The sequence below is a fragment of the Pseudomonas sp. GM41(2012) genome, from assembly GCF_000282315.2.
In the GTDB taxonomy this organism is placed as follows: domain Bacteria; phylum Pseudomonadota; class Gammaproteobacteria; order Pseudomonadales; family Pseudomonadaceae; genus Aquipseudomonas.
The window spans coordinates 1,193,737-1,212,875 of the sequence record NZ_AKJN02000006.1; the positions used below are offsets into that span (position 1 = coordinate 1,193,737).

The 19,139-nt window shown below is 59.8% G+C and carries 14 protein-coding genes and 1 pseudogene; 11 read left to right on the forward strand and 4 right to left on the reverse strand.

Translation table 11 applies throughout. From position 1 onward, the window contains the following. Positions 1-13: 13 nt before the first annotated feature. Positions 14-790, forward strand: a complete 777-nt coding sequence (locus PMI27_RS20525; protein ID WP_008149702.1) for a substrate-binding domain-containing protein — start codon at positions 14-16, stop codon at positions 788-790. Here the strand turns inward: PMI27_RS20525 and PMI27_RS20520 are convergent. Next, complete coding sequence (locus tag PMI27_RS20520) at positions 780-1,685, reverse strand: LysR family transcriptional regulator (RefSeq protein WP_008149700.1); 906 nt, start codon at positions 1,683-1,685, stop codon at positions 780-782. The genes PMI27_RS20525 and PMI27_RS20520 overlap by 11 nt on opposite strands. A gap of 292 nt (positions 1,686-1,977) precedes the next feature. Between PMI27_RS20520 and PMI27_RS20515 the strand changes: the two genes are divergently transcribed. Together PMI27_RS20515 and PMI27_RS20510 are read left to right on the forward strand one after the other, a co-directional pair. Beyond that, the gene (locus tag PMI27_RS20515; RefSeq protein ID WP_008149698.1) at positions 1,978-3,789 is read left to right on the forward strand and encodes a monovalent cation:proton antiporter-2 (CPA2) family protein; all 1,812 of its coding nucleotides are present in this window, start codon (positions 1,978-1,980) and stop codon (positions 3,787-3,789) included. A gap of 661 nt (positions 3,790-4,450) precedes the next feature. Continuing rightward, positions 4,451-5,554 carry a DNA alkylation repair protein gene (locus tag PMI27_RS20510; RefSeq protein ID WP_033053136.1) on the forward strand — a complete coding sequence of 368 codons (1,104 nt, stop codon included), beginning with the start codon at positions 4,451-4,453 and terminating at the stop codon, positions 5,552-5,554. 169 nt (positions 5,555-5,723) lie between these two features. Here PMI27_RS20510 and PMI27_RS20505 read toward each other — a convergent pair whose 3' ends face one another. Together PMI27_RS20505 and PMI27_RS20500 are read right to left on the reverse strand one after the other, a co-directional pair. After that, a complete protein-coding gene (locus tag PMI27_RS20505; protein ID WP_008155083.1) occupies positions 5,724-5,939 on the reverse strand; it encodes a DUF4287 domain-containing protein in 216 nt (71 codons plus the stop codon). Positions 5,940-6,015: 76 nt separating this feature from the next. Further along, complete coding sequence (locus PMI27_RS20500; protein ID WP_008155082.1) at positions 6,016-6,900, reverse strand: LysR family transcriptional regulator; 885 nt, start codon at positions 6,898-6,900, stop codon at positions 6,016-6,018. 120 nt (positions 6,901-7,020) lie between these two features. On the opposite strand from PMI27_RS20500, the gene PMI27_RS20495 reads away from it, so the two are divergent. The 4 genes from PMI27_RS20495 to PMI27_RS31765 all read left to right on the forward strand — a co-directional run bounded on the left by PMI27_RS20495 (position 7,021) and on the right by PMI27_RS31765 (position 12,135). Continuing rightward, the gene (locus PMI27_RS20495) at positions 7,021-8,691 is read left to right on the forward strand and encodes a GMC family oxidoreductase (protein ID WP_008155081.1); all 1,671 of its coding nucleotides are present in this window, start codon (positions 7,021-7,023) and stop codon (positions 8,689-8,691) included. A 134-nt stretch (positions 8,692-8,825) separates the two neighbouring features. Next, positions 8,826-10,448: an MFS transporter gene (locus PMI27_RS20490; protein ID WP_008155080.1), complete on the forward strand. Its 1,623-nt coding sequence runs from the start codon at positions 8,826-8,828 to the stop codon at positions 10,446-10,448. 101 nt (positions 10,449-10,549) lie between these two features. Then, positions 10,550-11,692: an FMN-dependent L-lactate dehydrogenase LldD gene (gene lldD / locus PMI27_RS20485; protein ID WP_008155078.1), complete on the forward strand. Its 1,143-nt coding sequence runs from the start codon at positions 10,550-10,552 to the stop codon at positions 11,690-11,692. A gap of 143 nt (positions 11,693-11,835) precedes the next feature. Beyond that, complete coding sequence (locus PMI27_RS31765; protein ID WP_024164550.1) at positions 11,836-12,135, forward strand: hypothetical protein; 300 nt, start codon at positions 11,836-11,838, stop codon at positions 12,133-12,135. 362 nt (positions 12,136-12,497) lie between these two features. On the opposite strand, the gene PMI27_RS20480 is transcribed toward PMI27_RS31765, so the two are convergent. Further along, positions 12,498-12,866 (reverse strand): DUF427 domain-containing protein, encoded by a 369-nt coding sequence (locus tag PMI27_RS20480; RefSeq protein ID WP_008151451.1) that lies wholly within the window; start codon positions 12,864-12,866, stop codon positions 12,498-12,500. A gap of 383 nt (positions 12,867-13,249) precedes the next feature. Between PMI27_RS20480 and PMI27_RS20475 the strand changes: the two genes are divergently transcribed. The 4 genes and pseudogenes from PMI27_RS20475 (at position 13,250) to PMI27_RS20465 (ending at position 18,810) form a co-directional block, all read left to right on the forward strand. After that, positions 13,250-15,481: a C1 family peptidase gene (locus tag PMI27_RS20475; RefSeq protein WP_008151453.1), complete on the forward strand. Its 2,232-nt coding sequence runs from the start codon at positions 13,250-13,252 to the stop codon at positions 15,479-15,481. A gap of 118 nt (positions 15,482-15,599) precedes the next feature. Continuing rightward, positions 15,600-17,549, forward strand: a complete 1,950-nt coding sequence (locus PMI27_RS20470; protein ID WP_008151456.1) for a DNA topoisomerase III — start codon at positions 15,600-15,602, stop codon at positions 17,547-17,549. A gap of 78 nt (positions 17,550-17,627) precedes the next feature. Further along, positions 17,628-18,258 (forward strand): annotated as a pseudogene (locus PMI27_RS0229280) (glutathione S-transferase family protein). Between the two features lie 48 nt (positions 18,259-18,306). After that, entirely contained in the window at positions 18,307-18,810 is a 504-nt protein-coding gene (locus PMI27_RS20465) for a GNAT family N-acetyltransferase (protein WP_008151462.1), read from the forward strand. The last annotated feature ends 329 nt before the right edge of the window (positions 18,811-19,139 follow it).

Genomic DNA, 19,139 nt, shown 5'->3' on the forward strand with positions numbered 1-19,139 from the left:
AGAGCACATGACCATGAAGAAGCTATTTAATTTTGCTGCCCTGACTTTGCTGGCCAGCCTGGGTCTGAGCACCGTCGCCCAGTCCGAAGAGATCCGCGTGATGACCTCTGGCGGTTTCACCGCTGCCTACAAAGTCCTCGGCCCGAAATTCGCCGCCTCCACGGGTAACACACTGGACACCGCCCTTGGCCCTTCGATGGGCAAGGCGCCGGAAGCGATTCCCAATCGTCTGGCTCGCGGTGAAAAGGCCGACGTGGTGATCATGGTCGGCTACGCGCTCGATGACCTGATCAAGCAAGGCAAAGTCGATCCCGCCTCACGGGTCGAGCTGGCGGACTCGCGGATCGGCCTGGTGGTACGTGAAGGCGCGCCGAAACCGGACATCAGCTCTGTCGACGGCCTGAAAAAGACCTTGCTCGACGCGAAGTCCGTGGCCTATTCCGACAGCGCCAGTGGCGTATACATCGAGGAGCAATTGTTCAAACGGCTGGGCATCGAAGACCAGCTCAAACCCAAGTCGACGATGGTTGCGAAAATCCCGGTGGGCTCGGTGGTTGCCACCGGTGACTATCAACTGGGCTTTCAGCAGGTCAGCGAGTTGCTGCCGGTGCCGGGCGTGAGTTTTGTGGCGAAGATTCCAGAGTCAGTGCAGTCGGTCACGCGTTTCGCCGCCGGCATTCCGGTCGGTGCGCAACACCCGGCGCAAGCCAAGGCATTGCTGGATTACCTGGCCTCCACCGCCGCTCAACCGGATGTGAAAGCCACCGGGCTGGACTCAGTCAGTCGCTGACCTGGACTTTCATTTCCACCACCAGCCGTTCCAGTTCCAGTGCCGCCGGGGTCAAGGTGCGACCCCGGCGTTTAATCAAACCGACACTGCGCATCACCTGCGGATCGGTCAGCGGCACCCGTGTCAGGATCGGGTGATCCGCTGCCGGCATTGCCATCAAGGGCACCGCTGCCACACCCAACCCCGCTTCGACCAAACCAATCATCGTCGTCACATGCCGGGTTTCGCAGATGCTCGACCGCTGCGGCACGATGCCCGTGAGCGCCTGATCCAGCAGAAAGCGATTGCCGGACGTCTTGTCCAGCGAGATGTAGTCCTGCTGATAAAACTCATCCCACGTCACGCTGGCGCGTCCGGCCAACGGATGATCACGCCGGCACGCCACCACATAACCTTCCTGTACCAGCGGCTCGAACTCCACTTCCGCCTCCAGGGTGCCCATGAAACTCAGGCCGAAATCCGCCTCGCCGTTGACCACCGCACTCAGCACTTCGTGGGCGCTGGAATCGAGGACCTTGACCTTGATCCGTGGAAACTGCCGGTGGTAGTGCGCGATCACTCGCGGCATGAAGTAGTAAGCCGCTGAAGGCACGCAGGCGACGGTGACGTGACCGAGGCGGGTCGAGGCGACTTCGCTGATGCCCAGTAGCGCCACGTCCAGGTCGTCCAACAGACGCTCGACACTCGGCATAAAACCGCGTCCGGCCTGGGTCAGGCTGACCTTGCGGGTGGTGCGCTCGAACAACCTCACACCGAGGGCGTCTTCGAGCTTTTCGATGCGCCGGCTCAGCGCCGGTTGGGAGATGCGCACCGTGTCGGCCGCCTTGCGAAAGCTGCCCTGCTCCACCACGGCGCGAAAGGCTTGCAGGTCGTTAAGGTCGAAGTTGATGGCCATGATGCGCACTCGGGAAACGGGACAGATTGATCAGCCTATCGCATAAATGTAACTAATTAATGCAACATGTAACTATATTTTCGTCGTCCTTCAGGCCGCCATCGCGAGCAGGCTCGCTCCCACAATGGATCTGCGGTGGACACAGTATCTCTGCCCCCAACAAACAAATGTGGGAGCGAGCCTGCTCGCGATGGCGGTATGTCAGCCAGCAGGATTGTATGTTCATGGCTGACGCATGACGCATCACCCTTTATCCTTGTCCCCCCCGCCGTACCGAGTTCTGGAGTAAGCCATGCCCCATGAAGGCAACCTGTTGCAAGCCGCTGTCGTGTTTCTGTTCGCGGCGGTGCTCACCGTTCCCTTGGCCAAGCGTCTGCAGCTGGGGGCGGTACTGGGTTATCTGTTTGCAGGGGTGATCATCGGGCCATCGGTGCTGGGCTTGATTGGCAATCCGCAAAGCGTCAGCCACATTTCCGAACTCGGGGTGGTGTTGCTGCTGTTCATCATTGGTCTTGAACTGTCGCCGCGACGTTTGTGGGTGATGCGCAGATCGGTGTTCGGCGTCGGCCTGGCGCAAGTGCTGCTGACGGGCACGGTGATTGGTGTGCTGGCGTTGTTCGTGTTCGGCCAACCGTTGAACAGCGCGATCGTGCTGGGCTTGGGCCTGGCGCTGTCGTCCACGGCGTTCGGTTTGCAAAGCCTGGCCGAGCGCAAGGAACTGACCAGTCCCCACGGGCGCTTGGCATTCGCGATTCTGTTGTTCCAGGACATCGCCGCTATCCCGTTGATCGCCATGGTGCCGTTGCTGGCGGGCGGCGATCACACCAGCAGCCCTAGTGAAGGCCTCAATCACGGCTTGCGCGTGCTGGGCAGCATCGCGGTGATGGTGATCGGTGGGCGATACCTGTTGCGGCCGGTGTTCCGGGTGGTGGCCAAGAGCGGTTTGCCGGAAGTCTCCACGGCCACCGCGTTGCTGGTGGTGATGGGCACGGCGTGGCTGATGGACCTGGTCGGCGTGTCCATGGCGCTGGGGGCGTTCCTCGCCGGGTTGCTGCTGGCGGACTCCGAATACCGCCACGAACTGGAAGCGCAAATCGAGCCGTTCAAGGGATTGCTGCTGGGGCTGTTTTTCATCAGTGTCGGCATGGGCGCCAACCTGAGTCTGCTCCTGAGCGCGCCGATCACAGTGCTGGGCCTGACCCTGTTGCTGATCGCAATCAAACTGCCGCTGCTGTTTGTGGTCGGTCGGCTGGCGGGTGGTCTGGGCAAGGTCAGTGCGATTCGCCTCGGCATCGTGCTTGCGGCCGGTGGTGAATTTGCGTTTGTGGTGTTCAAGATCGGCCGCGACCAGGGCCTGTTCGAGCCGAACCTGTACGACTTGCTGGTGCTGACCATCACCTTGTCCATGGCGGTGACGCCGCTGCTGTTGCTGGTGTGCGCGCGACTGGTCAGGCCAAAGGTTCAACCGGTGGTGGTGCCGGAGAAATTCCGCGAGATCCATACCGACACGCCACGCGTGGTGATCGCCGGCATGGGCCGTATGGGGCAGATCGTCGCGCGAATTTTGCGCGCGCAGAACATCAAGTTCGTCGCCCTCGACACCTCGGTGGAAACCATCGAACTGTCGCGCAGCTTCGGCGGTGTGCCGGTGTTCTACGGCGACCCGATGCGCCCGGAGATCCTCAGTGCGGCCAAGGTCGAGCAGGCGGAATACTTTGTCATCGCCACCGACGACCCGGACACCAACATCAAGACCGCTGAACTGGTGCACAAACTCTACCCGCACATCAAAATCATCGCCCGGGCCCGTAACCGTCAGCATGTGCATCGCTTGGTGGACCTTGGCGCCGAGGCCATTCGGGAAACCTATTACTCGAGTCTGGAAATGAGCCGGCGCACGCTGGTCGGCCTGGGGCTGACCCAGGCCCAGGCCGATGCGCGGATCAAGCGCTTCAAGCATCACGACGAACAGGTGCTGGAGGCCCAGCATGCGATTTATGACGATGCAGCGAAGGTATTGCAGACGGCGCAGGAAGCCCGGGCGGAACTGGCGAGATTGTTTGAGTCGGATCAGTTGGGGGAGCAGGAATCGGGTAAGGCTTGAGATCCAGCCCCTCACCCTAACCCTCTCCCCAAGGGGCGAGGGGACTGATCTGGGAGTTCTTTAGAAATACTGCGACCTGAATTATCGAGTCGAACTCAGAATTTGAAAGCCATGGAGATCGGCTCCCTTTCCCCTCTCCCCCGTGGGGAGAGGGGACCGACCGAGGAGTTTGGTTGAAATACTGCGACCTGAGATATCGAGTCGAACTCAGGATTTGAAAGCCATGGAGATCGGCTCCCTTTCCCCCTCTCCCCCGTGGGGAGAGGGGACCGACCGAGGAGTTTGGTTGAAATACTGCGACCTGAGATATCGAGTCGAACTCAGGATTTGAAAGCCATGGAGATCGGCTCCCTTTCCCCCTCTCCCCCGTGGGGAGAGGGGACCGACCGAGGAGTTTGGTTGAAATACTGCGACCTGAGATATCGAGTCGAACTCAGGATTTGAAAGCCATGGAGATCGGCTCCCTTTCCCCCTCTCCCCCGTGGGGAGAGGGGACCGACCGAGGAGTTTGGTTGAAATACTGCGACCTGAGATATCGAGTCGAACTCAGGATTTGAAAGCCATGGAGATCGGCCCCCTTTCCCCCTCTCCCCCGTGGGGAGAGGGCTGGGGTGAGGGGATGGATCTAACGGACACACAACCATTCGAGCAAACCCATCCTATGACCAACACCAACCAACCCGCCCCCGCCCTGAAAGAAATCTTCAACGCCGACCGCCTCAAACACATCGCCACCGAGATGACCGCCGTTTACCCCGCGTTCAACGCCAAGGCCTTCCTGAAACTGGCCAACGACGGGCTAGGCGAATTATCAATCATGCAGCGCATGGCCCGAGTCAGCGAGTGCCTGCACACCGTCCTACCGTTGAACTATGAAGAAACGCTTGAAGTACTGCGCGCCCTCGCCCCGCGCCTGAACAGCGGCTTCGTCAGCATCTCATTGCCGCATTACGTCGCGACCTACGGCGGACACGCCTTCGAGCAGTCCATGGAGGCGCTGAAATACTTCACTACCTTCGGCTCCTCGGAATTCGCGATCCGCTATTTCTTGCGCAGCGACATCGAACGCTCCCTGGCGGTCATGCACCAGTGGTCCCTGGACGAAAACGAACACGTCCGCCGCTTGGCCAGTGAAGGCAGCCGACCGCGCCTGCCATGGTCGTTTCGACTGGAACAGATTCAGGCTGACCCAACATTGGCGGCGGTGATCCTCGACAACCTCAAGGCCGACAACAGCCTCTACGTGCGCAAGTCCGTGGCCAACCACCTCAACGACATCACCAAGGATCATCCCGAATGGGTGCTGGACCTGATCGAAGGCTGGTCGCTGGACAACAAACACACGGCATGGATCGCCAAACACGCGCTGCGCAGCCTGATCAAACAAGGCAATCAACGAGCGTTGGCGATCATTGGCGCGGGCGGCAAGCCTGAGGTCGAGATCATCGATGTGAAGGTGCAACCGGCGGTGATTCGTCTGGGTGAAAAAATCACCCTGTCCTTCGCCGTGAAATCCACGGTCCAGGACAGTCAGCGACTGGTGATCGACTACGCGATCGATTACGTAAAAGCCAACGGCAGCACCTCGGCAAAGGTGTTCAAGCTCAAGGCGCTGACGCTTCCCGGCAAGGCGACCGAATCCATCGCCCGTAGCCAGCAGATCAAGGAGCTCACCACCCGCAAACACTACGTGGGCAAACACGCCGTGCACGTGCTGGTGAATGGGGAGCGCCTGGCCAGCACCTCATTCGAAATCCTCCCGTGAAACACGAACCCCTGTAGGAGCAAAGCTTGCTCGCGATGGCGTCAGGTCTGGCATACCGCGTCTTCGTTCATCGCGAGCAAGCTTTGCTCCTACAGTGATCCCATCGCAATCTGAGCCACACATCCAGCATCCATGTCATTGCCCACGTTGCGAGCCGTTTACGGGTGGCTCACGTTTTAGCGCTCGCCAGATAATGCGCAACCAAAGCATTGGCATGGCCATGCCCCATACCGTGCTCAGTCTTCAGCCACGCCACCATTTCCAAATGCTTCTTTGTGCTCACTGTCCCCAGCAGATCCAGCCAGTGACTAATGGGCTGCCCGTACTTTTTCTCGATTGACGGGAAGTACGACGCTGGGCCTTTCACTTTTGCATCGTCGGTCATGCTGCAAGCTCCCTTTATCGCGACGGAGTGTCGGATAACGCTCCTTGTCGTCATCCAATAGACTGGACGACAAACGCTATCCCATCAACAACCCCTGCTCGGCCTCACACAACCCCACCACGTAATCCCACAACACCCGCAACCGCACCGACTTGTGCAGCTCACGCCGCGTGCTGATCCAGTAGCTGCGCTGGATACTCTCATCCGGCAGCAACGGCACCAGACCGGGATCGGCGCTGGCCATGTAGCACGGCAGCACGGCGATCCCCAACCCGGAACGCGCGGCCTGTTGTTGGGCGATGACGCTGGTGCTGTGAAACACCACCTGCGGATTGCGGCAGAAGCTGTTGAGGAACATCAGTTCCTGGCTGAACAGCAAGTCATCGACGTAGCCGATCCACGCGTGACGACCGAGGTCTTCGCGGCTGCGCAGCGGTGGTGAACGATCCAGATACTCCTGGCTGGCGTACAGCGCCAATCGATAGTCAGTCAGTTTGCGCGTGACCAGCATGTCGGCGGCCGGGCGCTCGAGGTGGATGCTGATCTCGGCTTCGCGGTTGAGGATGCTGACGAAACGCGGCACCGCCACCAGTTCCACTTCCAGCCCCGGATAACGTTCGAACAAGCCGTTCATGCGGCTGGCGAGGAACATGATGCCCAGCCCTTCGGTCACGCCGACGCGGATCTTGCCTAACGGTGCGCTCGACTGAGTGATTTCTTCCTGAGCCAGCAAGGCGACGTTTTCCATGGCTTCGGCGTGTTTGAGCAACGCTTCGCCGGCCGGAGTCAGCTCATAGCCTTGGGCATGCTGGACAAACAACGCCGTGCCGAGGCTCTTTTCGATGGCTTCGATGTGCCGGGCCACGGTGGCGTGGGTGGTGTTCAAACGGCGGGCAGCGGTGAGCAAACGCCCGCTGCGCTGCAACTCGAGAAAAAACCGCAGGTCATTCCAGTCGAACATGAGTCATCCTTGAAGCGAGGTGTTTAAAAACGCACAGCGGCTGCGCAAAAACTAACATTCTTTTGACGAAAGCTAACAACTAGGATGACCGACAACAAGAACAACAACATGAGGTCACGGATGCAGACTTCCCTGGATGAATACGACTACATCGTGGTCGGGGCCGGCCCGGCCGGTTGTTTGCTGGCCAATCGGTTGTCGGCCAACCCGCAACATCGCGTGCTACTGCTAGAAGCCGGCGGCCGCGACAACTATGCGTGGATTCACATCCCCGTGGGTTACCTGTTCTGCATCGGCAACCCGCGCACCGACTGGTGCTTCAAGACTGAAGCGCAACCCGGCCTGCAAGGTCGCGCCCTGAGTTATCCGCGTGGCAAGGTGCTCGGCGGCTGTTCCTCGATCAACGGCATGATCTACATGCGCGGTCAGGCCGGCGACTACGACGGCTGGGCGGCTCAGGGCAATCCCGGCTGGAGCTGGAACGACGTGCTGCCGTTGTTCAAAAAAAGCGAAAACCATTTTGCCGGCGACTCGGAGTTTCACGGCGCCGCCGGTGAATGGCGGATCGAACGTCAGCGACTGTCGTGGCCGATTCTCGATGCCTTCCGTAGCGCCGCCGAGCAAAGCGGCATCGCCAGCATCGATGACTTCAACCAGGGCGACAACGAAGGCTGCGGCTACTTTCAGGTCAACCAGAAGGCCGGTGTTCGCTGGAACGCGGCCAAGGCGTTTCTCAAACCGATCCGCAACCGCCCCAATCTCACCGTACTGACTGACGTCGAAGTCGACCGAGTGCTGTTGGATAACGGCCGTGCGTCAGCGGTCAGTGCGCGTTGGCAGGGTCAGGCGAAAACCTTCAAGGCGCGCAAGGAAATCGTGCTGTGCGCCGGTTCCGTCGGCTCACCGAGCATCCTGCAACGTTCCGGGATTGGCCCTCGCCCGCTGCTGCAACGATTGGGGATCGGCGTTGCCCATGAACTGCCCGGCGTGGGTGGCAACCTGCAGGATCACCTGCAACTGCGCCTGATCTACAAACTGGAAAACGCCCGCACCCTTAACCAGATCGCCGGCAGCCTGTGGGGCAAGATGGGCATGGGCCTGCGTTACCTGTATGACCGCAGCGGCCCGTTGTCCATGGCGCCGAGTCAACTCGGGGCCTTCGCCCGTTCGGGACCGGAGCAGACGTCGGCGAATCTTGAGTACCACGTTCAGCCACTGTCGCTGGAGCGTTTCGGTGAGCCGCTGCACACCTTCCCCGCCTTCACGGCGTCGGTGTGCGATCTGCGCCCGCAAAGCCGTGGTCGCATCGAGATTCGCTCCACCGACCCGCAGGAAGCGCCACTGATTCAGCCCAATTACTTGAGCCATCCGGAGGACTTGCGGGTGGCAGCAGATGCGATTCGCCTGACCCGCCGCATCGTCGCCGCACCGGCCCTGCAAGCATTCAATCCGGTCGAGTACTTGCCCGGCGACAGTTTGCAGAGCGACGAGGAATTGCATGAAGCCGCCGCTCGCATCGGCACAACGATTTTCCATCCGGTCGGCACCTGCCGCATGGGCAACGACGCGGACGCCGTGGTTGATGCGCAACTCAAAGTCCATGGCATCCCAGGCCTGCGCATCGCCGACGCCTCGATCATGCCGCGCATCACCTCGGGCAACACCTGTTCGCCTACGCTGATGATTGCCGAAAAGGCAGCACAAATGATCCTTAACACTTCGACTGTAAACCTATCCCCTGTGGGAGCGAGCCTGCTCGCGAAAGCGGTGGATCATTCAACATCGAGTTGACTGACACGACGCCATCGCGAGCAGGCTCACTCCCACAAGGATCGCACTAGATTCACGGACATTGAGCTTTAACCCTGCAAGGAACACGCAACACCAGTGGAACAAAAAAAACAATCACTGTGAGGGATACCGATATGTCAGAACATGTTCAGCCGTTGGAAGCCGTGCGTAGCGCGGGCACCAGCAAGGAAACCCAGAAAGTCATCTTCGCTTCGTCGCTCGGGACGGTCTTCGAGTGGTACGACTTTTTCCTCTATGGCGCCCTCGCGGCGGTGATCAGCAAACAGTTTTTCGCCGGGGTCAACGACACTACGGCGTTCATCTTTGCGCTGATGGCCTTCGCTGCCGGTTTCATCGTGCGGCCGTTCGGCGCGCTGGTGTTCGGCCGGTTGGGGGACATGATCGGGCGTAAATACACCTTCCTTGCGACCATCATTCTCATGGGCTTGGCGACCTTCTGCGTCGGGCTGCTGCCGACCTACTCAAGTATCGGCATCGCCGCGCCGATCATTCTTGTGCTGCTGCGCATGCTTCAAGGCCTGGCCCTGGGCGGTGAATACGGCGGAGCTGCCACTTACGTGGCCGAACATGCGCCGATGGGCAAGCGCGGCTTCCACACCAGCTGGATTCAGTCCACCGCAACCCTCGGCTTGCTGCTGTCGCTGCTGGTGGTGCTCGGTTGCCGCTACTTCACCGGTGACCAGTTCGAAGTCTGGGGCTGGCGGATTCCGTTCCTGTTTTCGATCATTCTGCTGGGCATCTCGACCTGGATTCGCATGAGCCTGCACGAGTCGCCGGCGTTCGTGAAAATGAAAGAGGAAGGCAAACTCTGCAAGTCACCGCTGCGCGATTCCTTCGGCAAATGGGAAAACCTTAAAGTCGTACTGATTGCCCTGTTCAGCATCAACGCCGGGCAAGCCGTGACCTTCTACGCGGCGCAGTTCTACGTGCTGTTCTTCCTCACCCAGTTCCTGAAAATGGACCCGGCGCTGGCCAACAGCCTGCTGATCGTCAGCGTGATCATCGGCGCCCCGTTCTTCATTTTCTTCGGCTGGCTGTCGGATAAAGTCGGGCGCAAACCGGTGCTGATGATCGGCCTGCTGTTGGCGACTGCACTGTACTTCCCGATCTTCAAATCCATCGCCCACTACGCCAACCCGGCCATTGACCAGGCCAGCCGTCAGGCACCGATCACCGTGCTGGCGGACCCGGCCACCTGCACCTTCCAGTTCGACCCGGTGGGCAAGGCGAAATTTGATAGCCCTTGCGACAAGGTCAAAACCTTCCTGGTGAAACAGGGCCTTCCCTACAACAGTGAAGCCGCACCGGCCGGCAGCGCCATACAGGTGAGCGTCGGTGAAGTGAAACTCGAAGGCTACGATGAAGCGGCCCTGCGAGGCGCCGTGACCCTGGCGGGCTATCCGTCAAAAGCCGACATTCAACTGATCAACAAACCGATGATCGTGGCGCTGATCGTCGCGCTGATCATCATCTCCGCCATGTGCTACGGCCCGCTGGCGGCGCTGATGGTCGAACTGTTCCCGACCCGCATCCGCTACACCTCGATGTCCCTGCCGTACCACATCGGTAATGGCTGGTTTGGCGGTTTCCTGCCAACGGTGTCGTTTGCCTTGGTGGTGTACACCGGGGACATCTTCTACGGGCTGTGGTACCCGGTGCTGATTACCGGGGTGAGCCTGGTCGTCGGGATGATCTGTTTGCGTGAGACCAAGAACGTAGACCTGGATACCAACTGACAGCACGAGCAAAAAAAACGCCCCGCAATGCGGGGCGTTTTCGTTAATCTGACTCTACGCTCGACGCAACCATCGCCCCGCCACTCACAGACCGAGGCACCATGATCATTTCATCCGCATCTGACTATCGCGAGGCAGCACGTCGCAAACTCCCGCGTTTTTTGTTTGATTACATTGATGGCGGGGCCTACGCAGAGCATACGCTGAGGGCCAATAGCGCTGATCTGACGGGCATCAGCCTGCGTCAGCGCATTCTGAAAAACGTCGAAACCTTGAGTCTTGAAACCACCCTCTTCAACCAACCGCTTTCAATGCCAATCATATTGGCCCCGGTCGGCCTGACGGGCATGTTCGCCCGTCGTGGCGAGGTGCAGGCGGTTAAAGCGGCGGAGAACAAAGGCATCCCGCTTTGCCTATCAACGGTTTCGGTGTGCTCGATCGAGGAAGTCTCGGCACAAAGCCAACAGTCCATCTGGTTTCAGCTGTATGTGTTGAAGGACAGAGGCTTCATGAAAAATGCACTGGAGCGGGCGAAGGCCGCCGGTGTGAAAAACCTGGTGTTCACCGTGGACATGCCCACGCCCGGCGCCCGATACAGGGACGCACACTCGGGCATGTCAGGCCCTTTTGCATCATCGCGGCGAATGCTTCAGGCCATGACCAAACCCGACTGGGCATTCAACGTCGGCGTCATGGGACGTCCACACGACCTGGGCAATATCTCGAAGTACCTTGGCAAAGCCGTCACGCTCGAAGACTACATGGGCTGGTTGGCCAACAACTTCGACCCTTCGATCAGCTGGAGCGATCTGGAGTGGATTCGTGAGTTCTGGAAAGGCCCGATGATCATCAAAGGCATTCTCGATCCTCAGGACGCCAAAGATGCGGTCAGCTTTGGCGCGGATGGCATTGTCGTGTCGAACCACGGTGGACGACAGCTGGACGGCGTGCTCTCTACCACCAAGGCATTGCCGCCCATCATGCAAGCCATCGGTAATGATTTGACGGTGCTGGTCGACTCGGGAATCCGCTCGGGGCTTGATGTCGTACGGATGTTGGCGCTGGGCGCAAAAGGCGTATTGCTGGGGCGCTCTATGGCTTATGCACTGGCCGCCGATGGTCAACGTGGGGTGGAGAATATGCTGGATATTTTCGCCAAGGAAATGCGCGTCGCCATGACCTTGACCGGGGTGACTTCGATTAGTCAGATTGATGAATCCACGCTGGTGGGGGCTGTTCGATGAGTTGAGCGCAAGGTTGGGGGGCATATCCGTTTCTGCGGTGATGGCGGCTGGCGGTTTCGCTCTTACAGCGACTCCCTTTTCCAAACGCCGAAAAGGAAGCAAAAGGCTTTGCCCCTCCATTCGGTGCCTCGCTGTGGCTCGGCATGCCCTCACTCCGGCATTGCTCCGGGGGCCCGCCGCCATCGGCCATCCATGGCCGGGGGCGGCTACCGCGGCATCCTTGCCGCGGTGCCCCCTGCGCAACGCCTGCGTTCGGCCTCTGGGAAAGGGGCAAGCAGATCAAGATCAAAAGCCAAAGCAACAGCAACAGCAACAGCAACGGCAACGGCAACGGCAACGGCAACGGCAACGGCAACGGCAACGGCAACGGCAACGGCAACGGCAACAACAAGATCAACAGCTTCGCGAGCAAGTCGAATCGTCGCACCGCCGCTCCCACATAAAGCAGATCGGCGTACAGCTTTTGCTTCTCACCACTCAACAGGCCGAGCGTTAGCTCGCCTGCAGCTTTTGATCTGGATGCACCGCCGCCTCGGGAGGCCGAGGGGAGGTTCTGCGCAGTGGGCAACCCGGCATGGATGCCGGGTTAGCCGCCCCCGGCCATGGATGGCCGATGGCGGCGGGCCCACGGAGCAGGACCGGAGCGAGGGCATGCCGAGCCACAGCGAGGCACCGAACGATAGGGGCAAGAGCCCTTGGTTACTTGGGGCTTTTCCAAGTGACTCGCTGTAAAAGCGAAACCGATAGCCGCCGTAACCGCAAAAACGGATATACACACAAAAAATCAAAACACAGCTCGGCCGACTCACTCAACGTCTTTGAGAACTTCAAAGGTCACTTGATCGGGATAAAACGCCATGTAACCGCGAATCTGCTCTACCGACACTTTGGGGTCTTCATAGCTCCACACCGCGTTAGCACCCTCATGTCCCGGGACTTGCAGACTGAAATAGCTGGCATCGCCCTTATAGGGGCAATAACTCGTGTGATCGGTGCGGGCATAGTACTTTTCATCGATGTCCTCACGCGGTACGTAATACACCGGAGGATAGTTGGCCTCGAGCAACACCAGCGCCCGTGCGGAGGCGGCCACCTGGATACCGTGAAACTTCACAAGCAGGCAGCCCGGCTGCTCTGCAATGGTGATGACAGGACTAGGACCGGTGCTTTTCATGAAATACGTTCCTCATGACGGTGATGGACCTGCAGGTGCGAGCGATGCGACTTGCCCGCGATGGCGTCAAGCCAGACACATCGGGTTATCGTTCATCGCGAGCAAGCTTTGCTCCTACAGGGGCACGCCGCGACCGCGATTTATTAGGTATACCTCATGTTTTGCACTCACGACGGCTTCGCAGCCGAACGGGAGAAAGCCCCCTCGCCGACCGCTCGATTCTGGACCGGATCAAGCACCAGATGCAGCGTTAAGCGGGGCAAACACTCGAAGTCGGTGAAACATCGTCTACGATCAATAAGACCGTTGACCTCCCTGCTGCCCAGACAGGCAGTCGTGGCATGGCGTGGGGATTTGAGTCTCAGAAACTTGAGGGTCTCACCATGCCCGCCACACAGTTTTCCCTCGACCAAAAGATCATCACCCTCGACGCCCGTCCGGATCGCCTCGACCTGCGCGATCGCATTTTTACCCCACGGGTCCAGTCACTGCCGCCCTCCTGGCCCGCCGACAAGGACATCGCCTGCGAACTATCGGGTTACCTGGACAAAAACATGGTGCTCTACCAGGGCAGCGAAGGCGCGTGCACCGGGTTCGGACTGGCGGCGGTGGTCAATTTTCTGTTGTGGCGGCGAGACAGGGCCTCCACCAAAACGAGTCCGCGCCAGCTCTATCATCTGGCCAAACTCTACGACGAGTGGCCAGGCGAGGACTATGTAGGTTCCAGTTGTCGTGGCGCGTTGAAGGGTTGGCACAAACACGGCGTCTGCGCGCAGGAACTGTGGCCCTATACCGTCAAGCCGGACGGATCGGTTCCAGCCTTTGAAGCACCGGCGGAGAATTGGGCAATGGATGCCATGACGCGGCCGTTGGGGGTTTACTACCGCGTCGAGAAGGACAATGTCACCGCCATGATGGCGGCGCTGTACGAGGCCGGCGCGCTCTACGTCTCCGCCAATGTGCATCAGGGCTGGGCACTGATGCGGCCCAAAGGCAAAAAACAACCGGCGGTGGAATTCCAGAGCATGTCTCAGTTGCCCGTCATCAAATGGCCGGCGGCCAGTGAGGGCGGTCACGCCTTTGCCTTGATCGGGTACACCAATCAGGGGTTCATCGTGCAGAACTCCTGGTCAACCGACTGGGGATTTTCCGGCTTCGCCATCCTGACCTTCGAAGACTGGCTGGCCAATGGTACCGACGCCTGGACTGTGGCCCTTGGGGTGCCGATCGAACGCGGCGCGTTATCGCAAAACGCACGCCCTTCAGGCTCCCGCAACGGTGCTCAATCACCGTTTCGTAGCGCGCTGTCGAGCTCCAGCGCCAAGCGCGAAGGGTTTTCCCTGTTCACGGCCAGCGCCTGCGAGCCCGATCGCAAAGGGCCGCCGCTGTTGACCAAGGATCAGGCTTACGGCCTGACCATCGTGATGGAAAACAATGGCAGCATCGGCCCTCGCCTTACCGACGTGGAAAATGTCCGGGCGGGCGTCAAGCGCATCGTCTACGAGGCGCCTCGTGCCTGGTACGACAATCTGCCAGCCGCAAACAAACCCTCTGTGCTGCGCATCGTCGTCATTGCCCACGGCGGGCTCAATTCCGAGCAGGATTCGATCAATCGAATCTGTGCGATGGCGCCCTACTTCCTTGAAAACGGCATCTATCCGCTGTTTGTCACCTGGCGCACCGGGGCCCTCGAAACGCTGGCGGATATCGTTCAGGACACCCTGCCCGGACTGTTCCCCGAAGCCGGCAGCATCAGCGATGCATTGAAGGCGATCAAGGACAAAGCCGTGGAAGGCTTCGATCGCACGCTGGAACTGGCGACCAAAAAACCCGGCGGCGACCAATGGAGCCAGATGAAACAGAACGCCGAAGCCGCCGCAGTGGCCGGGTTTACCCCGCGTGGGCTGGTGGAAATGGCGGAGAACCTGAAAAGCCTGATCGCCGACATGGGCAAGAAAAACGTCGAGCTGCATTTGCTCGGACATTCCGCCGGCTCCCTGATCAATGGCCACTTGATTCAACTGCTATGGACCAGGGGTTTGCCCACCGAAACATCGACGCTGATGGCCCCGGCCTGCACCCTCGATTTCGCCAACCAGACCTACCGCAAAGTCATCGAAGGTGGAGGTCTCAAGCGCAAGGACTTCCACATCCACCTCATGTCCGACAGCCGCGAACAGGATGACAACGTCATCGGCGTGTACCACAAATCGCTGCTGTACCTCGTTTCCCGGGCCTATGAAGAACTGCAACGCATGCCGCTGCTGGGCATGGCCAAAAGTCTGGACAAGCAGTGCCAGGACTTCAGCAATCCCGATCTGGCGGAGTGGAACATCGCCGCCAAAAACATGACCGAACAGTGGAACCAGTTTTACTTTGGGAAAACCATTCCGACCGGGTTTGCCGCAACGGGTCGCGGGCTTCCCGAAGCGTTCGCGCAAACCCTGCATATCTTCAACGATCCGAAAATGAACTATGGCGCGGGCACCAAAAAAGACACCTCCCACGGCGGCTTCGATAATGATGTGAACGTGATTACCGCCGCGTTGCTGACCATTCTCAGGCGAGAGCCCGGCGCGAAGCTGGACCAACCGGTGGTTAACCTGAACTATTGAGGAGCCTGCGCAATGAATCGCAACGCACCGACTGTACATCCATACAGATAAAGATTGCCCCATCGCTCTTCAGCCGCCATTCTGTCCGCCTCTCGACAGTTGATGAGCGATGGTGGTTATGCGGCTGTACCTCTGTGAAAAACCTTCCCAGGCCAAAGACATTGCGGCCGTCCTCGGCGCCAGGCGTCGTGGCGACGGCTGCTGGCTGGGAACGGACGTCACTGTGACCTGGTGCATCGGCCATCTGCTGGAAACCGCGCCGCCCGACGCCTATGACGCGCGTTACAAGCGCTGGGTGCTGGCGGATCTGCCGATCATTCCAGAGAAGTGGAAGATGACCGTCAAACCGCGCACGGCCAGCCAGTACAAAGCGGTCAAGCGGCTGCTCGGCGAGGCCAGCGAACTGGTGATCGCCACCGACGCCGACCGCGAAGGCGAGATGATCGCCCGGGAACTGGTGGAGCATTGCCGTTATCGCGGGCCGATCCAGCGGCTATGGCTGTCGGCGCTGGACGATGCGTCGATCCGTAAGGCGTTGGCAGCCCTGAAGCCGGGGGCCGAGACCTTTAGCCTCTACCATTCGGCACTCGGGCGCTCCCGGGCCGACTGGTTGATCGGGATGAACATGAGTCGGCTGTTCACGCTGTTGGGGCGTCAGTCCGGTTATCAGGGCGTATTGCCGGTCGGTCGGGTGCAAACGCCGACCCTGCGCCTGGTGGTGGATCGCGACCGCAGCATCGCCGATTTCGTGCCGGTCGCCTATTGGGCCATCGATGTGCAACTGCTGCACGACGGCACCACGTTCACCGCCCAGTGGCGTGCGGCCTCCGAGGTTTGCGACGATCAGGATCGCTGCCTGAATCAGGCGTTGGCGCAGCAAGCAGCGGCGGCAATTGGCAGTGCGGCGAGTGCCCGGGTGATCAAACTGCGTACCGAGCGAATGCGCGAAGTGGCCCCCCTGCCCTTCGATCTGGGCACCTTGCAGGAAGTCTGCTCGAAGAAGCTCGGCCTCGGCGCCCAGGAAACCCTCGACATCGCCCAGGCCCTGTACGAAACCCACAAGGTCATCACCTACCCACGCAGCGACTGCGGTTATCTACCTGTGAGTCAGCACAGCGAAGCACCGGCCATTCTGGCCGCGCTGAGGCAGGCTGATCCGGCACTGAACGCCTTGAACGATTTCCTCGAGCCTCAACGCCGCTCACGGGCCTGGAACGACGCCAAGGTCAGCGCTCACCACGGCATCATCCCCACCGCTGCGGCGAAAAACCTCGAGCGACTGGCGGGCAAGCAGCGGGCGGTCTACACCCTGATCCGCGCGCGTTACCTGGCGCAGTTCCTGCCCAACCATGAATACGACCGGACCCAGGCCGACTTCAACTGCGCCGGTGAAGCCTTGCGTGCCGTCGGCAAGCAGATCGTCGAACCCGGCTGGAAACGCGCCCTGCCCGAGGCTCTCGCCCCAGCCAAGGGCCGCGAAGCACCGGCGCCGCAAACATTGCCGGCATTGGCCGAAGGGCGTGACTGCGCGGTGGCCGACGTCAAGCTCAAGGACCTCTGGACCCAACCGCCCAAACCGTTCACCGAAGGCGATCTGATCAAGGCGATGAAGAACGTCGCCAAACTGGTGGAAGATCCGCTGCTCAAGCAGAAACTCAAGGACACCACCGGCATCGGCACTGAAGCGACCCGCGCCTCGATCATCCAGGGCCTGCTCGACCGTGGTTATCTGATCAAGAACGGCAAGGCCCTGGCCGCCACCCCGGCCGCGTTCAGCCTGATCGATGCCGTGCCGCGTGCCATCGCCGACCCCGGGACCACGGCGATTTGGGAACAGGCGCTGGACATGGTGCAGAGCGGCGAGATGAGCCTGGAAGAATTCGTCACCAAGCAGGCCGCGTGGATGAGCAAACAGGTCGCCCGTTGCGCCGGCCTGAGCCTGACCATCAGCGGACCGGCAAGCCCCGCCGGGCGCGGAGCCACGCCATGGAAAAACAAACGCAAGCCCGCCAAACGCAAGCCCTCGACGGGCACCAAACGCGCGGCAAAACCGGCGAGCAAGGCTTGAGGGCACTTCGACCGAGCCAAAAGGGTCTAGTGTTCTTCAAGCCCGGCAACAGCCCCATTTTCTGATAAGGCATCGACCATGATTATCGTGCATCACCTGAACAACTCCCGGTCCCAGCGGATTCTCTGGTTGCTGGAAGAACTGGCCATCCCTTACGAGCTGAAGTGCTATCAGCGCGACCCGAAGACCAACCTGGCACCGCCGGAATTGAAAGCGATCAATGCCCTGGGTAAATCACCGGTCATCGAAGACGGCGCGCAGAAGCTGATCGAATCCTCGGCGATCATCGACTACCTGATTCGCCGCCATGGCGACGGTCGCCTGCAACCCGATCCGTCCACCCCCCGCCTATGACGAATACGTGCAGTGGCTGCATTTCGCCGAAGGTTCAGCGATGTTGCCGCTGATGTTGAACCTGTACGTGGGGCGTCTCGGTGAAGCCGGCGCGCCATTGCATCCGCGGATCAATTCGGAGGTGGCCAACTACCTGAGCTACCTCGACACGGCTCTGAGCCAGTCCGATTACCTGCTGGGCAATGAGTTAAGCGCCGCCGACATCCAGATGAGTTTTATCGGTGAGATCGCCAGGGCCCAAGGCAAACTCGGTGACTATCCTCATATTGCGGCCTGGATTGAACGCTTTCAGGCTCGCCCGGCCTATCAAGCCGCACTGAAAAAAGGCGGGAAATACGATTTCGCCCCCCACTGAGTGATCATGCCCGGGCCAAGGATGGCCTGCACCTCAGGAGCTATCAACATGCCCTTGATCGAACTGCACGCCGCCCAGCGCGACGAACTGGAAACGATTGAAAACCTGATGCAGTTCTATATGTATGACTTCAGCGAGTGGCTGCCGCTGAAGCTGGGTGAGCATGGCTTCTTCAACGCCCAGCCCAAACCGGGTTACTGGCACAACCCTGCCACCAGGCCGTTTCTGATCAAGGTCGACGGAGAATTGGCCGGTTTTGTGACGGTGGATGACGAAACCCATCTTCACGGCGCCGAGTACAACATCGGCTACTTCTTTGTCAGTCGACGCTTTCGTGGCCAAGGCGTCGCGAAGTTTGTCGTTTCCACCCTCTTGAGCCGGTTCCCCGGTCAATGGCAAATTTTCCACCTCGACGTGAATCAGCCTGCGCAGCGGTTCTGGGCCCGGGTCTTGGCCGACCTCACCCATGGCGAGTTCACCCTGCATCAGCTGCCGATAGACGGTTATCCCTGCACCGTTTACCGATTCCAGGCATCGCTGCCAGCGTCCTGACTGGCGCTTTCCCATTACGCTTTTTAATTCCAAACGACTTTGTCCGACAATATGTAGTGAGCAAAAATAATCACTACAAAACCGTTGACGCCTCCGATTTGCCCTTGCATGATGCAGACGTCTCCCCGATCGGGAGTACAGGCAACACGTTTGAGCAAGCTCGTCTGACCGCCGAGCTGTTTTTCCCGGATACACGCTGCCCACAAGGCAGATTGAAGAAGCTGACCTGGCCTGAACGTCCAGTACAAGGACGAGAAGCGCTGGCGATCAATCCTCATGAAGCTTGTGGCCGACCCTGAAAATGTCGGCAGTGGCCTGAAGGTTTTCGC

What these genes read in the sequence shown, in the direction of transcription:
- PMI27_RS20525 (WP_008149702.1), top strand. Translation starts at nt 14, where the DNA reads ATGAAGAAGCTATTTAATTTTGCTGCCCTGACTTTGCTGGCCAGCCTG.
- PMI27_RS20520 (WP_008149700.1), bottom strand. Translation starts at nt 1,685, where the DNA reads ATGGCCATCAACTTCGACCTTAACGACCTGCAAGCCTTTCGCGCCGTG.
- PMI27_RS20515 (WP_008149698.1), top strand. Translation starts at nt 1,978, where the DNA reads ATGCCCCATGAAGGCAACCTGTTGCAAGCCGCTGTCGTGTTTCTGTTC.
- PMI27_RS20510 (WP_033053136.1), top strand. Translation starts at nt 4,451, where the DNA reads ATGACCAACACCAACCAACCCGCCCCCGCCCTGAAAGAAATCTTCAAC.
- PMI27_RS20505 (WP_008155083.1), bottom strand. Translation starts at nt 5,939, where the DNA reads ATGACCGACGATGCAAAAGTGAAAGGCCCAGCGTCGTACTTCCCGTCA.
- PMI27_RS20500 (WP_008155082.1), bottom strand. Translation starts at nt 6,900, where the DNA reads ATGTTCGACTGGAATGACCTGCGGTTTTTTCTCGAGTTGCAGCGCAGC.
- PMI27_RS20495 (WP_008155081.1), top strand. Translation starts at nt 7,021, where the DNA reads ATGCAGACTTCCCTGGATGAATACGACTACATCGTGGTCGGGGCCGGC.
- PMI27_RS20490 (WP_008155080.1), top strand. Translation starts at nt 8,826, where the DNA reads ATGTCAGAACATGTTCAGCCGTTGGAAGCCGTGCGTAGCGCGGGCACC.
- lldD (WP_008155078.1), top strand. Translation starts at nt 10,550, where the DNA reads ATGATCATTTCATCCGCATCTGACTATCGCGAGGCAGCACGTCGCAAA.
- PMI27_RS31765 (WP_024164550.1), top strand. Translation starts at nt 11,836, where the DNA reads ATGCCCTCACTCCGGCATTGCTCCGGGGGCCCGCCGCCATCGGCCATC.
- PMI27_RS20480 (WP_008151451.1), bottom strand. Translation starts at nt 12,866, where the DNA reads ATGAAAAGCACCGGTCCTAGTCCTGTCATCACCATTGCAGAGCAGCCG.
- PMI27_RS20475 (WP_008151453.1), top strand. Translation starts at nt 13,250, where the DNA reads ATGCCCGCCACACAGTTTTCCCTCGACCAAAAGATCATCACCCTCGAC.
- PMI27_RS20470 (WP_008151456.1), top strand. Translation starts at nt 15,600, where the DNA reads ATGCGGCTGTACCTCTGTGAAAAACCTTCCCAGGCCAAAGACATTGCG.
- PMI27_RS20465 (WP_008151462.1), top strand. Translation starts at nt 18,307, where the DNA reads ATGCCCTTGATCGAACTGCACGCCGCCCAGCGCGACGAACTGGAAACG.